12 protein-coding genes are annotated in these 15,453 nt (G+C 56.0%); 5 read left to right on the top strand and 7 right to left on the bottom strand.

Going from position 1 to position 15,453, the window contains the following annotated elements; genetic code table 11:
• Nucleotides 1-6: 6 nt before the first annotated feature.
• The 4 genes from Pla52o_RS22555 to Pla52o_RS22540 all read right to left on the bottom strand — a co-directional run bounded on the left by Pla52o_RS22555 (nucleotide 7) and on the right by Pla52o_RS22540 (nucleotide 7,641).
• Nucleotides 7-510 carry a flagellar export chaperone FliS gene (locus tag Pla52o_RS22555; protein WP_146596897.1) on the bottom strand — a complete coding sequence of 168 codons (504 nt, stop codon included), beginning with the start codon at nucleotides 508-510 and terminating at the stop codon, nucleotides 7-9.
• A 40-nt stretch (nucleotides 511-550) separates the two neighbouring features.
• Nucleotides 551-3,322 (bottom strand): flagellar filament capping protein FliD, encoded by a 2,772-nt coding sequence (gene fliD / locus Pla52o_RS22550; protein WP_146596896.1) that lies wholly within the window; start codon nucleotides 3,320-3,322, stop codon nucleotides 551-553.
• Between the two features lie 291 nt (nucleotides 3,323-3,613).
• Entirely contained in the window at nucleotides 3,614-5,368 is a 1,755-nt protein-coding gene (locus Pla52o_RS22545) for a flagellin N-terminal helical domain-containing protein (protein WP_146596895.1), read from the bottom strand.
• 518 nt (nucleotides 5,369-5,886) lie between these two features.
• Nucleotides 5,887-7,641 carry a flagellin N-terminal helical domain-containing protein gene (locus tag Pla52o_RS22540; protein ID WP_146596894.1) on the bottom strand — a complete coding sequence of 585 codons (1,755 nt, stop codon included), beginning with the start codon at nucleotides 7,639-7,641 and terminating at the stop codon, nucleotides 5,887-5,889.
• A 252-nt stretch (nucleotides 7,642-7,893) separates the two neighbouring features.
• On the opposite strand from Pla52o_RS22540, the gene Pla52o_RS22535 reads away from it, so the two are divergent.
• Together Pla52o_RS22535 and Pla52o_RS22530 are read left to right on the top strand one after the other, a co-directional pair.
• Nucleotides 7,894-8,163: a hypothetical protein gene (locus tag Pla52o_RS22535; protein WP_146596893.1), complete on the top strand. Its 270-nt coding sequence runs from the start codon at nucleotides 7,894-7,896 to the stop codon at nucleotides 8,161-8,163.
• 118 nt (nucleotides 8,164-8,281) lie between these two features.
• Nucleotides 8,282-8,608, top strand: coding sequence for a hypothetical protein (locus Pla52o_RS22530; protein WP_146596892.1), 327 nt, complete (start codon nucleotides 8,282-8,284; stop codon nucleotides 8,606-8,608).
• Between the two features lie 154 nt (nucleotides 8,609-8,762).
• Here Pla52o_RS22530 and csrA read toward each other — a convergent pair whose 3' ends face one another.
• Entirely contained in the window at nucleotides 8,763-8,990 is a 228-nt protein-coding gene (gene csrA, locus Pla52o_RS22525) for a carbon storage regulator CsrA (RefSeq protein WP_146596891.1), read from the bottom strand.
• Between the two features lie 1,171 nt (nucleotides 8,991-10,161).
• Between csrA and Pla52o_RS22520 the strand changes: the two genes are divergently transcribed.
• Complete coding sequence (locus Pla52o_RS22520) at nucleotides 10,162-10,860, top strand: helix-turn-helix transcriptional regulator (RefSeq protein WP_197169437.1); 699 nt, start codon at nucleotides 10,162-10,164, stop codon at nucleotides 10,858-10,860.
• 63 nt (nucleotides 10,861-10,923) lie between these two features.
• Here Pla52o_RS22520 and Pla52o_RS22515 read toward each other — a convergent pair whose 3' ends face one another.
• Nucleotides 10,924-11,121 carry a hypothetical protein gene (locus Pla52o_RS22515; RefSeq protein WP_146596889.1) on the bottom strand — a complete coding sequence of 66 codons (198 nt, stop codon included), beginning with the start codon at nucleotides 11,119-11,121 and terminating at the stop codon, nucleotides 10,924-10,926.
• Between the two features lie 529 nt (nucleotides 11,122-11,650).
• The gene (locus Pla52o_RS22510) at nucleotides 11,651-13,546 is read right to left on the bottom strand and encodes a hypothetical protein (RefSeq protein WP_146596888.1); all 1,896 of its coding nucleotides are present in this window, start codon (nucleotides 13,544-13,546) and stop codon (nucleotides 11,651-11,653) included.
• A 362-nt stretch (nucleotides 13,547-13,908) separates the two neighbouring features.
• Here Pla52o_RS22510 and Pla52o_RS22505 point away from each other — a divergent pair, with 362 nt between their 5' ends.
• The gene (locus Pla52o_RS22505) at nucleotides 13,909-14,574 is read left to right on the top strand and encodes a BON domain-containing protein (RefSeq protein ID WP_146596887.1); all 666 of its coding nucleotides are present in this window, start codon (nucleotides 13,909-13,911) and stop codon (nucleotides 14,572-14,574) included.
• 396 nt (nucleotides 14,575-14,970) lie between these two features.
• The gene (locus Pla52o_RS22500; RefSeq protein WP_231612567.1) at nucleotides 14,971-15,453 is read left to right on the top strand and encodes a PEGA domain-containing protein; all 483 of its coding nucleotides are present in this window, start codon (nucleotides 14,971-14,973) and stop codon (nucleotides 15,451-15,453) included.

Genomic DNA, 15,453 nt, shown 5'->3' with positions numbered 1-15,453 from the left:
GCGCGTTCAGCCTTGCAAATTCAAGCCGCCACGAGCTGGGGATCCGGACGAGGTGGCATTAGAGGCGTGGCCCGAGGGTTGGGCTCGGGTGTCATTTGCGCACACCATACGCCATGTATCCGCTTCGATTTCCAAGACGGCACGAAGCTCATCGATCGCATCGGCATCGCTGGTCTTCTCGGAGATCAACAAGTGTTTGGCGAGAAAAACGTACAGATCAGCGACTTGGGAGCAAACCCCATCGGCGGTGGTGATTCCGGAGAGCAACTCGGTAATCAGGTCGAGCAGCTTGAGCGAATATTCGTTGGGCCCATGCGATTCGGGACGGGTTCGCCAAGAGTCCGCGAGGGCGCGAGCGACTTCGATCGATCGCTCCAAAAGCATCAGTCGCAAGCGAGCGGGGGAAGCATGTTTGATACTCGATTCGAGATATTCATCGGCGGAGCGTCGCGATTGCTTGTAGCCACTGGGCTGGAAATTAGACGGTGCATGCGAGGGGGAAAATGTCATGCGCACCCTGCCTCCTTGCAGGAATTCGGACAAGGGGAAATTAGGTAGGGATAGAAATACGTTGGATTTGATCGATATAAGACGTGTTGCCTTGGATCTTCGCCAAGGCTTGCTCGGTCGCGTAGAACTGATTCAACAACCGTTCACGTTCTTTTTCCAAACGCTCGTTCATTTGCTCGACGCGTTGGTTCGTTTGATTGATTTGTGTGTCCAACGTATTGGAGCGACTGATGAGCAAACTGTTCTCCGGACCGGCGATGCGGTCGGCCAGCGTGCTGAGCCGATCGGCCAACCCGGTGTCCGCAGTGGTAAAGAAGGATTCGACCGAGGACGGGTCATCGGCCAAGGCTTTTGTCATTTTTTCGGAATCAAGCTCAAGGCGTCCTTCGGTATTGATTCGAATGCCCACTTGTCCGAGCGACTTGAAGTCACCCGCCTGGGTGATTCGGCCGGACAACAGGTGGGAATAACCATTGCGAATTCGACTGACTTCGGTCGAACCAAACAACAATCCCAGCTCCCCTTCGTCAGCGTCATAGAAGGACAGTTGGTCGAGTTTATCCATCAATTTGTTGTACTGGCTGACGAATGTTTCGACCGCTTTGGTGGCCGCTTCGGGATTGTCGCTGACGGTCACCGTGATCGGCGAGTCCGACATCGTTTTGATGGTCAGCACGACGCCGGTTGAATCCGTTTCGCCGCTACTGGCACCGGGGCCGACCAAGGCGGATACCGAGGTTCCATCGATCGTTTTTTGGGTCGCTTCGCCGGCAATTCCCAGATCCGAAGCACTTTTTCCGTTACCTACATCTTCAATCGTTAGCTTTTTATCGCCGCCCGCGGTATCGATGACTTGGATGCCAGTGCCGTCTTGGTTGATCGCAGCGCTCACGCCAATCCCGAGCGCGTTGATCGCGTTGACGAGTCCCCCGACGGTGGTGATTCCTTCGACCTGCAGATTGATCGCGCTGGCGACTTCGGCACTGTCGGTGATTTTGATGCTTCCCAGACTGATGCCACGCCCCTGATTGAGTTCCGCCAGCGGAGTCGAGCTGGTGATGCTTTGGGATTGGGCGCCTTGGCTAAGATCAAAGACTCCATCGGCAGCGCTGAGAAAGCGTTCGATTCCGCCATCGGTTGTGACGGCGATGACGGCGTCTTGGCCGCGTGTTTCACTGCGAAAATCCAGATTGAAACCGGAGGTATTGATGGCGAGTTTGCCAGCTTCGCCTCCCTGCGTGCTTTTTACGTTTAACGAAACAGTGCCATCCTCGTTCGTCTGGATCGACGCTTTCGCGTAGCGCGGGTCGCTGCTCAATTTTTGCAGGATGGAATCGAGGCTATCGTCGGCGTTGACTTGGATCACATCGGCTTGGGTACCAATTAGAGCCGAAACGACGGCTCCCCCGACGTCTTGATCGGAGGCGACCCCAGCAATACCGAGTTTTGCAGCCGTTTGGCCGCTGCCGGTGTCTTTGATCGTCAGTGACTCGGATCCGCCGGCGGTATCCACGATCGCAATGCCGTCGCCGTTTTCATTGAGCGACGCGGTCAATCCGAGTCCGAGATCGTTGATCGCGTTGACCAGTTCGCCAACGGTTTTGATGCCTTCGGCTTTGATGTTAACGGCACCCACGCCACCACTGCTGTCCGTGATCGTGAAACTGCCTTCGCCAACCCCGAGGCCTCCGTTGAGTTCGCTGAGTTTGGAGTCGAGGGTGACCGTTTGTCGGTTTAAATTGGCGCCGATCACGATGTCGTCGGTTGACGAAGCCTCTATTCCGAGCGAGGACGCGGTATCGTCCAACGATGAGATCGAGAAGTTTCCCGAACCGCCCGAAACGTCGCGAATCTGGAATCCGTTGCGGGCATCGTTTAAACGAGCGGTTACTTTTAGTCCCGAGCCATTGATCGCATCGATAATTTCGCTGGTCGTCGTGGCGGCGGAGAGATCGATGCTGGTGGCGCTTCCGTCGGACAAGGTGATCTCAAGCTGGGTGAGCGCTGCGAGTCCGTTGCCCCCCTTGAGTTCACTGAGTGCGGCACCGCGGAGCGAATGGACTCCGTCGGGCAACTCGAGTTCGATTCCCGTGGCGGTGTCGGCGGCTTCGTCGATGCCCCATAACCCCAGATCGGCCGCCGTTTCGGCATCGCCGAGTTGCTCCACTTTTAGGTTGCTGAGCGTGCTTCCGCTCTCGTCGGTCAATTCGATGCGATTGCCGGCCGTCGTCGCGCGGACTGCGATACCAGCATCGTTGATCGCCGCCAGCACATCGTCCATGGTTTGGACTTTGCTGAGGTCGATTTCGGCGGTCGCCCCGGACCGGTCGGTGATGCGGACGGAGCCTGGTTCGACGCCACGTCCGCCATTGAGTTTGGCCAGGGCGACGGACTCGTCCAACAGCTTTTCGCCAGGACGAATTTCGATTTTACCGACAAATCCGAGTGCCGTTTCGGCACTGGTGAACCGTTGTAGCGATCGAACGTCGTGCGTTGCCGCAGTTTGAATGGTACGGACTTGATGGGTCCCCGAACTGGCCGCCGAACCGGTGGTAACCGAAAGGGCCTCGGGAAGGGAGGACTCCGCTTTTTTGGAGCGAAAAAGTGCGGTGCTGGAGAGGCGGTCTCCACTTAATTGCACGCCGATGACCGAAGCGGTTAATTCGGCTAAGGATTGCCGCTCTAGCGATTGGGTCTCATTCTGTGCCACCAATCGATCACGAGAACGACCGTTAATCGCCATCAATTGGTCGACCGTGCCCATGATGTCGGTGCCGGTGACCAAACCGATCGAGGATTGGATGCGTCCCATGGAAAGAAAAACTCAGTCGATGTGAGAAAGGATTCAAGTCACCATTTGCGACGATTAGGGAAGTGCGCACGATTCTCCCTATTGTCTCTACCACGTAATCGACCACCGAGTGCGAATGGAATGAGGAAAAAAGGGATTCGTTTGCATTGAGTTCACGGTCTTGCGTGGAAATCCGATTGTCGTGGGAGCGGGGCGGAACGCGTCGAGCGATCAATGCAAACGACCGACTTGAGCCCATGCTCAAGTCGGTCGGCGCAGTCAACCCGTTGTCAGGAACTTGCTGACGAAGGATTATCGGAGTAGTGAAAGCACGTTTTGGGGGTTTTGGTTGGCGAGCGAGAGCACGTTGGTGCCCGATTGAACCAAGATTTGGGCTCGCGTCAGGTTGGCTGATTCTTGGGCAAAATCGGCATCCCGGATCGAACTTTCCGCTTCTTGCAGGTTCGAGGAGGTTTCACCTAAGGAGACGAGATTGCTCGCCAGCGTGGTGGCTTGGAATGCCCCCAGACGGCCGCGAAGTCCCGTGACCTTGGCAATCACTTCGTCGATCACTTCGGCCGCCTCGTTGATCCCATTGGTCAAACTTTTCGATTGCCCGCTGCCGAGTTCGTATAAACGTCCCGAGGATCCACCGAGTTGACCGGTGCTGACGCTGCCAATGCCCATGCGAGCTTGTTGGTTGGTTGTCACATCGGGGCCGAGTTGGAACAACGCTCCGCCATCGGTGATCGAGAAGTTAAACGCGGTGCTGCTGCCCTCGGAGACCGAGAGCGAAATGTCTAGCGTGCTGGTGTTGATCGAGAATTGATTGGCTTTTCCGTTCGCTTCGACCCCGTTGATGGTCGCTTTGATGTCGGTACCGGTGTCGCGAGCGGCGCTCATGTTGGCAGCGAACTTTCCAAGCGTTCCCTCGTTGATCACTTCAAGATTCACGAGCGAATTTTCACCGTAAGCGGTGGATTGGAAGGACAACCCCGTGAGGCTCGTGTAAGTCGCTTCGACGCCGGTACTATCTTTGACTAAGTTGATCGCCGCCGCGATTTGATCGCCACTGGTGCCGGCACCGAAGTTGAAGGTTTCCGCCCCATCGGTCCCGTTGAGTTGGAATACCAACTTGTCCGCCAACACATCGGCCGTGGCACCTCCGGCGGTGACAAGCGTGCCCGCCGGTGGGGTGAAGGCAGCGGTTCCATCGGGCGCTGTGCCGGTGTTGGTGGCGGTAAATCCGGTAATGGTCGACAACGCGGTCTTGATCGCGTCGTAATCATTGTGGGTGGAGGTGCCCGAGGTCGAGTCGTAGGTCACCGTGATAATGTTGGTGTCCGTATCGAGGGCGGCCGTCGCGGCGGCGCCGGTCGCTTGGTCATCAAAGACCACGGTGTAGTCGTTGAACTCCGAACCATTGGCATCGGCGGTCAACGTGACGCTGTTGGCGGCGGTACCGATCTCGACGGAGGATTTCGCTTCGGCGAAGGCGGCCGGATCCACGTCGATTTTCGCTTGCGTCGCAGCTGCGGAAATCTTCACGTCGACATCGATTTGGCCGGTCGCTCCGAGGTTCGCTTGGTCGATGTTGACGTCGACGATACTGGGCACGCTGTTGGCACTGCTGACGAAGTCAAGCGATCCATCGAGCAGTTTTCGGCCCTGAAAGGTCGTCGTTTGAGCGATCCGGTTAATGGCTTCGAGCGAGCTGTCAATTTGCAGTTGGTTCGCCGCGATCTCTTCATCGCTGAGTGCACCCGAGTTCGCCGCTTCGACCACCAATCCACGAATGTCATTGAGCAGGTTACTGACTTCGCCTAATGCGCTGTCGGCGGTGCTGATGATCTGGCTCGCACGACGCGTGTTGCTAATCGCTTTGTTGAGGCTGCTGATTTCGCTGCGCAGGGCCTCGCTGGCGATCAAACCTGCCGGGTCGTCCGCACCGCTGTTGATGCGAAGCCCTGTGCTCAAGCGGGTCAACGCGGTTTGCAGGTCGGTGTTGCTCGCTTGTAGACGGTTTTGAGCCACCAGCGACGAGACGTTCGTGTTAATTCTAGTCATGGTTTGATTTCCCCTGCGGCGAATCGAAAACGGAGTGCGACGAAGCCGGCCGAAATGAACCGGTTGCTTGTTGGAAACTTGGGAATGATTCGCTGCCCAACTCCGACACAGGGAAGATCGGAATCGTCACTGCAGTGACTATTTGATTTATAGGCAAATCCGGACCAGCCGACGCCAACCGCGTGAGATATCAGGCACAGACGTCACAAGCTCACTAGCCGACCTAGTTTATGCGTCTAAATAGCTAAGCCGCGTGGACTTTGACGGCCAGAACTAACCTTTAGGGAGCGGGGATCCCCCTTTGCGGGGCCTTGTCTCGACCTCACTTTGTCTCGACCTCACTTAAGGGCCGTTGGTGATGCGGCGACGGGCAATACGCTCTCGTTGCAGGGAAGGATGGTCGCAAAGTGCAACGGGGGCAGCAAAACCCAAGTAGAAACGAAAACAGGCCGCGGGAGATCACTCTCCAGCGGCCTGTTAACTATTAAAATCGTCTCTTCCGACGCTGCGATTCGAGATTATCGAAGCAGCGAGAGAACGTTTTGTGGGTTTTGGTTGGCCATCGACAACACGTTGGTTCCCGATTGGACCAAGATCTGTGCCCGCGTCAGGTTAGCCGACTCTTGCGCGAAGTCCGCGTCACGGATCGAGCTTTCAGCTTCGGAAAGGTTCGCAGCGGTTTCCGTCAAACTAGCCATGTTGCTTTCCAAGGTGGTCGATTGGAATGCACCCAGACGACCTCGGATCGCAGTGACTTTGTTGATCACTTCATCGATGATTTTGGCAGCTCCCGAAACATCGCTTTCGAGACTCTTGCCTTGACCACTTCCGAGCTCATAAAGGCGACCTGATGCACCCCCAAGTTGGCCTGTGCTCACGCTGGAAATGCCCAACCGAGCTTGTTGGTTGCTGGTCACTTCAGGGCCGAGTTGGAACTTCGCTCCACCACCGCTGATCGTGAAGTTGAATGCGGTGCTGCTGCCCTTGTCGACGGTCATCGAAAGGTCCAGCGAACTGGTGTTGATCGAGAACGAGTTGGCTTTGCCGTTCGCTTCGACACCGTTGACCGAAGCCTTGATGTCGGTGCCGTTCGAACGTGTTGCGTCCAAGTTGGTGGTAAACTTGCCCAAGCTGCCTTCGCTGATGATGTCAACGTTAACAAGCGAGTCACTGCCGTAATCGGTTGACGTGAACGTCAAACCTTCCGCGCTACTGTAAGTCGCTTCGACGCCGGTACTATCTTTGACCAAGTTGACCGCGGCGGCGATTTGATCGCCACTGGTGCCGGCACCGAAGTTAAAGGTTTCTGCACCGCTGGAGCCGTTGAGTTGGAATACCAATTTGTCGCCCAATTCGTCGGCCGTAGCACCGCCGGCGGTAACAAGCGTGCCCGCTGGTGGAGTGAAGGCAGCGGTTCCATCGGGCGAGGTTCCGGTGTTGGTGGCGGTAAATCCGGTAATGGTCGACAACGCGGTCTTGATCGCGTCGTAATCATTGTGGGTGGAGGTGCCCGAGGTCGAGTCGTAGGTCACCGTGATAATGTTGGTGTCCGTATCGAGGGCGGCCGTCGCGGCGGCGCCGGTCGCTTGGTCATCAAAGACCACGGTGTAGTCGTTAAACTCCGAACCATTGGCATCGGCGGTCAGCGTGACGCTGTTGGCGGCGCTACCGATCTCGACTGCGGATTTCGCTTCGGCGAAGGCGGCCGCGTCGACGACGCTGGTTGCTTGTGTCGCAGCGGACGAAATTTTGACGTCGACGTCGATCTTGCCTGTTGTACCAAGGTTTGCTTGGTCAATGTTGACATCCTTGAGGCTCGAAACGCTGTTGGCGGTGCTGACGAAGTCAAGCGAACCGTCGAGCAGTTTACGACCTTGGAACGTCGTGGTTTGAGCAATCCGGTTGATCGCTTCGAGCGAGCTGTCAATTTGCAGTTGGTTCGCCGCGATCTCTTCATCGCTGAGTGCACCCGAGTTCGCCGCTTCGACGACCAAACCGCGAACGTCATTGAGCAGGTTGCTCACCTGGCCCAGGGCGCTGTCGGCGGTGCTGACGATTTGGCTGGCACGACGAGTGTTACTCACCGATTTGTTCAAGCTGGTGATTTCGCTGCGAAGGGCTTCGCTTGCGATCAAACCCGCTGGGTCATCCGAGCCGCTGTTGATCCGCAGACCGGTGCTCAAACGGGTTAATGAAGTTTGCAAATCCTGGTTGCTGCTTTGCAGACGGTTTTGAGCAATCAGGGATGAAACGTTGGTATTAATTCGAGTCATAGTGCAGTAATCCTCTTAGTTTACGGCGAATCGCATAGACGATAATGGGATCCGGCCGCTAGAAAGGACCGGCAGACGTCATGACTGCATCCACTCAGGAACCGACATTCGATCCCGACCCCATGGAGGCACTCGTGTCTGAGGGAATCATGGAACACGAATAGGGGTGGGGCTGGGAAAGTCAGGTAATTTTTTCCGAACAGTTGAAAATCAAGGGCTGCAAACTATGCCTAGCCCGCACGATCGATCGAGATGTTTGTTGCCCAAAAAAGCCCAAGTGCACGTGACGCGTTTGCAGGGGCGTTGTCCATGGGCTTCGCTCTGGCTCGCGTGCTCGGAATCATTCACTTCCTGAATCCTTTCCTGCACGGGCCGGGCAAGCCAACCGAGGACCGCAGCGGGATTTTCGCTCGCAAAACGTGTGTGATTGCCCGATGGGGCGTGGGAATTCCCACCGCTGCGTTGGTTTTGCAGTTGCGAGTGATGTATCACCGGATGCATCACTCGGCGTATCCGTTCTGAAATCGACATTTTGTTACGTAGCGACGTTCTGTGGCGAACGATCGAATCACAAACGTCCCACTGCGACTGATTTCATCTTGACGGAAATTCCTCGAACCCAAGTCCGAGGCTCTCGGAAATGGTCACTTCGCAACCGACGAAAACGCAACTTCAAGGCTTCGATGTCGAGTTGCGTTTGACTGAGACAAACGGCAATGGCGCAACGTCAAAGTGCGTTTGCGATCCGACGCGCCAGGTGCTTGGACGTCGCGCCGACGCGCGTGTGGGGGCCGCGTCGAAGCGTGTTCGTATCGCAATGTCGATCGAAAACAACGGACATCCCGTCGACTCGCTGATGCGCACCGCCATGAATCGACGACGCAATCCGGCATTCTGTTTGGCAAGGCAAACGTTGCGTCAGCCCATCCGATCTTTCGCGAACGCGACATCGCCGAAACAGATGTGAAACATCGCCGAAATCGATGCACAGAGAGTGATGTAAAGAGGGGGGGCACAAAGCGTGTGCCCTCGCCAGAAGGACCGTCATTGGATGAAGCGTCAACGGCACGCGGAACGATGCCGACTGCTTTTGTCCCTTCTGGCACTGCGTGATAGACGGATTACTCGCCGCGTTGAGGGCGTACGTCTTTGGTGGCACCCGGGCCGGTTTGCGCTGACTTGCGATTCTCTCGTTGAATCGCGTCGTAAACTTCTTGTCGATGAACGGGAATCGATTGCGGTGCTTCGATGCCGAGACGGACTTTGTCGCCTCGAATGTCAACGATGGTTACAACGACATCGTCGCCAATCATGATGCTTTCATCACGGTGTCTGGAAAGGACGAGCATGGTGCCCTCGAAATGGATGGATGGGTTTGGGGGTGTAATATTTCGTGTTGAGGAATCCTTCCTCAAATTACGTCAAGATGCGGGGCCAGCACTTGGACTGCACTCCTCCTTGAACACAGTAGAGATCGGATGAAAGCGATGGGAACATTGGCCTAGCCCCCCAAAGTCTCTTCGTACCGATCGTGATGATTCATCTCAACATGCTGCATCCCCCTGTCTTAACCATTGCATGGCGGACCATTGCCGCGGAATGCTTGTTTGCAGAGGGGATCGATCCTCGTTTGCCGTACGCAAACCGCTCAACCGCGATTGTTGGATGAGTTCCACGAGAGAAATGGCGGGAAATGCGATTTGCGTAAATGAAGTCGCCCCGCCATGTCGGTGACAATGACCTTGGCAAATAAGCAACTCGCCAGCGCTCTGGCGGCAAAACCAGCCACAGGAACGAAGCCGTCCGTTCCCATTCTCGTGCGGAGGGATGGAGGACAACCGGCGCCGTGTTACATTAAAATAAGAGAAGATGTTTAGAGAAGGAAAGCGAAACGCTCGGAGACGAGAGTGGTATGCGAAGAATGAGTCGACAAACCCAACGCAACATAAAGGCCGTTCCTCGGCGGAGACCATGGGGTGGCGAACAGCCGAATGCTGCGTCAACTCACTGGCCGAGAGTCAGCGATGGGGGAGCCGGTGGCGAAACGCTTGCCCCTGCTTCATCACCTACTCCCCATCGCTAACGTCCAAACGACTCGTGTTGCCCCTTCCACGATTCGGTGTGCTAGACGGTATCGGCGATCCTCGCAGCGGAGGCAAAAACTTTGTCGGTTGGTGGCCATTCAAGCAATCGATTCCCCCCCGAACGATCGCTACACCCCGGATTTATTAGCATGGTGAGTTCGTAAGTGCGAAGACTCCGTCGCACTGCATCACGCGTTAAAACGGGGGGAGCTTTTAGAAACGTCCGTTTTTTGCAGCGACTGAGTCCGTAATATGGACTCGATGGGATCATTTACCTGGGGTTCGGATCTCTGAAATCTGGTGCGTTCAAAAGAATAATGCCTGGACGGACCCCCCTCTAGTGGAGCATATTGTGATGGATGAGATTAGTGGCGGCCAATCTCGGGGATCTCCCGTACCGCAATCGCGCGGCGCACTGAATGATGGGATTCGCTCTATGGAATTGACTAACCGAATTGATTCAGCCCACCAAATTCATTCGCGCACGTTTGATTTGGCGAAGACACAGGTGGTGAACGCATTGCTTCAATGGGCCGAGAGCTCGTCGGGAGATGAACCCGATCTGAGCCGGTTCACCGATTGCGTTTACATCAAAGATGCGAGCGGTAGCATCATTCGAGAGAATCGGGCGTTTTGTGACGCCTTTGCCAATGGCGAAACGATGATTGGTCGCCCGCTTTCGAGCGATGAGACGTTCACGCATCTGGATGCGGTGATCATGCTCGGCAGCCCTTGGATCGAGTGTCAGCATTTCTCCAGCGATGCGGCGGGGCGAATGTGTGCGTTGCAAACGTATGAGCGGAGATTGGACGAGATCGAGGATCCTGCATTTTGTATTCTTGTGGTGACGCGAATCCTCGGGTATCTGGATAAGGAAGAGGACGTCCGGCGATTGTCTCTGCGAGAACAGTTCGCAGTGTTCAACACCTTCGATGATACGGATCACACGATTTGTCGCATGATTGCCGAAGGGGAATCCACAAAAGACATTGCGGCGGCAGTCAGCTTGACGACGAAGTCGATTGAAAATCGCCGTCAACGGATGTTGACCTCGCTCGGTTTGCAGCGACCCGTGGAAATCGTCAAGATGATGGTGCGGCTCGAAGAAAACCGGCTGATCGGGCGTCGCCGATAGTACGTCAAGCGAGGGCGTGATTTAAAGTCAACGAGGTCGCGCGCATCGGCGACCATCGATTCCTCAAGTCGTGAACTGTGACCGTAACAGAATCGCGATGGCAAACAGGCAGCACAACAGGATTTGACCTAACAACTCGTTGGGAACGGATTGGGTTTGATTGACTTCGTCGGCGACGTCGTGCTGCGGTCGGTTGAAATCCATTTGATCAAACGGATAGTCTGGTTGATCAAGCGGATAGTCTGGATTACGCATCAACATTGTTAGAGGCTCCATCGAGAACGCAAAGAAATCGGCACTTTCGTGGTGTCGATGGGGTTACCTATGCAATCAAGATGCCAGCGGCGAAATTCACGGCGTTTTTAGCAGGATGTAAGCTTGGTGCGGGTGGACGCTCGTGTTACAGCGTCTTTGCCGTGAAATGAGTGTCGACACGCGTTGACGAGGGTCGACGTGTGTTGACAACTTTTAGCGGCCCGCCAGCGAGGCCAGCCAGCGAGGCCAGCCAGCGAGGCCAGCCAGCGAGGCCAGCCAGCGAGGCCAGCCAACGAGGCCAGCCAACGAGGGCGGCTAAGTAGTACAGCAGCTAAGTAGTACAGGCGGCTAAATAGCACAGCGACTGGCCAACCAGGGCGGCGGGCCAGGGCATCCGGCCAGCCAACAGGGGCATCCGGCCAGCAAGGATGCGGATCCAGTGGTGACAGTGGCATGGTTCATTGCATCGCATTGAGGGGAATGCGATGCAGGCGGTTGGCCAATGACCAGTGACCAGTCGGCGGCGGGCTCCGGGCTACTTTTTTTCCGGTTTCAGGTTAAACGAGCCAAAGTGGATCCCGGTGCTTTCGTCGTAGGCAAAGACACCGCCGGGGGCAAAGTACTTTTCAAACTCTTCATACGGCGGCAACTCATTGCGTTGTAGCAGATCGGAAAAGTTCTTGGCGACCACGTTGCGTTCGCCCGCGCTACGCAAAAACTGGCGAGTGTCTTTGGATTTTGCCAATTCGTACAATTGGCGAAGGTAATCCGCAGCACGCACGAACGATATCATGAACGGTTTTTCGCCATCGAGTTTGCCCCCCAACTCGCTGGCCACGAGATCAAACTCCGACACCGCGACCAGCCGCGGTAGTGATCCCGCATTCGCCTGGATGATGCGGGTGAGGAAATTGCGGCTGTCGCCTGTGATCAACCAATGGCCGAGGATCGCCATACTCGGTTCGGGTTGACGTAACCCCTCGGGAACGTTGCGGCGGGTTCGCGTGGACGAATAAACCACGGCGCCTGCGATGGTCTCGACCGAAAGGGCTTCGGGTTTTCGCTCACGGAACCTGGCGATCACAGCCTTAGCGGCATCGGGATCCTTCAATTCGAAGGCGCGTGCGGTAATTTGACTGTTCAATTTTACTGGCTGTTCCAACCAAGTCGCGCTGACGTATCGGCCGGTCAAATTTTCAAGAATATCCTCTTGGATCTTCAATCCGGTGGCTTTGAGAAAAGGTTCTTCGATGATTCGTTGTAGCGGGGCTTCGCCTTGGAACTTGGCAAGAATCTTGTCGAGGTTTTCGTAGGCTTTGGAAAAGTCCCATTTGAATGTGGTGTAAGCCGTCACATCCGAGGGAACCCAGTCGGGTGGCACCACGTCGACCGTTTCGGGCCGGAGCACGCCGAAGAAGCCATCGCGTGGTGAGTCAATCAGGACGTGGAAATGACTGATGTCGTCGAAAACGTCGCCACCGGCAAAACTGCTGCCGCCGACGCCGCGAAACTTGCTAATTCCGAGTTCTTCGAGCAGCGGCCACACGAGAGCGGCTGCGCCCCCCCGTTTTACCAATCGCTCAACGATATGATAGGGATCGGCGTAGAACGTCAACTGAGGCCGTGTTGCCTCGGCTCCGATGCAACGTGATATCACATTTGCAAAATTTGCACTGTCCGCCATGCTGGGGTCTTTGCTGCGACCGAGCCAGCGTTGGAGAGCGTTCTCAGCGGTTTGGTGACCGATGCCAAGCACCACGGTCTGTTGGGATTCAAAGTACTCGACTTCGGGAGCGCCTTGCCGCGCGGGGATCAAACGAACGAGATCGACGTTTTCCACGTTGCTGACGCGGCGAACGTAACCCGATTGGAGCAATCGTTCCTCCAGACGAAGGACGATCGCCATCATGTCTTTGGTCTGTTCGCCTGACTCGATGATAAATAATCCGCCAAGCGAATTCTGCTGGCGTCGCTTGCGAGCGATCCGGCGACGAATCGCCTCGTCGGAATCGTCTTGCGTTTCGTCTTGTCCGCTCGCATTGGCGGGGCCGTCTGACAAGTTGCCGGGCATCATCGCCGCAGCGACCTGGCCATTGGGGATCGCCAGTAATTCATCGAGTGAAACTCCGACTTCGCTACTGATGCTGTCGAACAACTCCGCTGCGGTGTGATAGATATCTCCGGCGAAGGGTTTCAGCTTCGGGTCGGCTAACATGCGGCCGATCGACGAGTCTTGTAAACTTTTGCGAAACTCCGCGGCGTTATCGACGCGGACGTAAAGCAACGTGTCCTCAGGCAATAGATGCGGAGCACCAGGAATCGCGGCCTTCTCTTCCGCAGTGCCGAGAGTCGGATTCGCGACAACGGCCAGCAGGAGTAGGAAAACACGAACGAGTCGACTCAGTTCTAGCCGGGACAAAACAATTCGCATGACGAATGTCTCTCAGGTGCAGGAGCAAAGGGAGTGAAACCGAAAAGGACCGAAACCGAAGCATAATCGAGGTTCGAGTCCAGATGTAACGTTTTATTCGAACCGAGAGGCAATGTCTTGCTCGTCGAGAAAAAATCTTCTCCCCGTCGTTCCGCGAAACTATTGAGCCTCTCGGTGGTTAAAATGCAACGGAGTGGTTAGGTACCCTTCATTCGCAAATCCCATTCGCAAATCCAGCGATCGCGGCGGTTCACCCGAGAAAAACCGGCATCCGCCCCAGCCCGTCAACTTGGGTTGCCCGCTAGACTCGGGTTGCCCGCTAGACTTGGGTTGCCCGTCAAACTCTGGTTCATAGATTTATTATGCATATTCGCCTATCGATCGTCGTTGCCATCCTGTCCTTGTTGGCTCATCCGGCGTTTGCTCAGCAGCCGAGTATTGGTGCGGCGACGGGCAACGCTGGTTCCAATGGATCCGCGAATACTGGGGGGGCGACTGCGTCAAACGGAGGTGGCGGTAGCAATACAGCTTCCGCTAATGCTGCCGAAGCATTTTCAGGAATTCAGCGGGGAGACACCGTGGGCGCGACCGGTGCGACGGGAAGCGGATTTAATGATCTCAGTGGCGCAGGAGCGGGAGTTCAGTCGGGTGGGGGGCTTGGCCGATTCGGAGGATTGGGCGGGTTTGGTGCGGGGGGGCTCGGTGCGGGGGGGCTTGGCGCCCTGTTTGGGAACGCGAACGCGTCGTCGTCAACCAAGTCGGTCATCCGGACTCAACTGCGTTCGGCAATCGACGTTGCTCCACGATCCTCGGCTGAAATTCAACAATCCGCGGTGACACGTATGCTCACCCTTCCGAGTCAAAGCCAAATCCCAGGGGTGAACGTCACCGTTGACAACCAAACGGTGATTTTGGGCGGCGTCGTGGGCAGCGAGAAACAGCGACGGATGAGCGAATTGCTGATGCGATTGGAGCCGGGGGTGCGGAATGTCGAAAACCGCATCCGCGTGTCTTCCTCGGCTCAATAGCTCCGTGGTCTCGGCTCAAACGCCCCGGTTGCGTTGTCCGTTGCCAATGAAGCGTTGCCAATGAAGCGTTGCCAATGAAGCGTTGCCAATGAAGCGTTGCCAATGAAGCGTTGCCAATGAAGCGTTGCCAATGAAGCGTTGCCAATGAAGCGTGAGCCCTCGATTTAGATACGCGTGAGCCTTCGATTTAGTTGCCCTGGGCAGCCGTCGATCGCGATTGAGTCGCCGCGTGAGGGGGGGGGGCGAACCTCGACGCATCGATACAAAGCCCTGGGGATTCATCTGGGCTGAGATTCGCTTCCGCCGCAAAATCGCTCTAGATTCCGTGGGCTTGGAATTGATAACACCCACCTTGGTTCCTGTTAGCCAGTTCCAATCCGCGCCGGAAGCGAAAGCTTGCAAACGACTCCCCCGTTCACTCTAACGCCGCTGCACTCCGCGAATGCCAACCACACCCGGTTGGTTCATTTGCTATGGATCGCGTTTCTAGCACTGCTATCATTACCGTCCATGGGCTGTGTGCGGCGCCGAATGACGGTGCGTACGAACCCACCTGGAGCCACGGTGTCGGTCGACAACCAAATGATTGGTACGAGTCCTGCGGCTTCGAGCTTCGTCTATTATGGGACGCGTGAGTTTCGAATTGAAAAGGATGGCTACCGCACTGAAACGATTCGTCGTCGCTTTAATCCTCCCTGGTACCAGATGCCAGGCATCGATTTCATTTCCGAAACATTGTGGCCAGGCGATCTTCGTGACGAGCGAATCATTGACGTCGAATTGGTACCCAAGACGCTTGAGCCGACTCCGGACATTCTGCAGCGAGCCGATTCGCTACGCACGCAATCGCAAACGGGCATGGTTACCTCACCGCGATAA

This window comes from Novipirellula galeiformis (genome assembly GCF_007860095.1).
Taxonomy (GTDB): domain Bacteria; phylum Planctomycetota; class Planctomycetia; order Pirellulales; family Pirellulaceae; genus Novipirellula; species Novipirellula galeiformis.
Note: the sequence above shows the minus strand (reverse complement) of the source record. Positions and strands in the feature narration are given on the sequence as shown.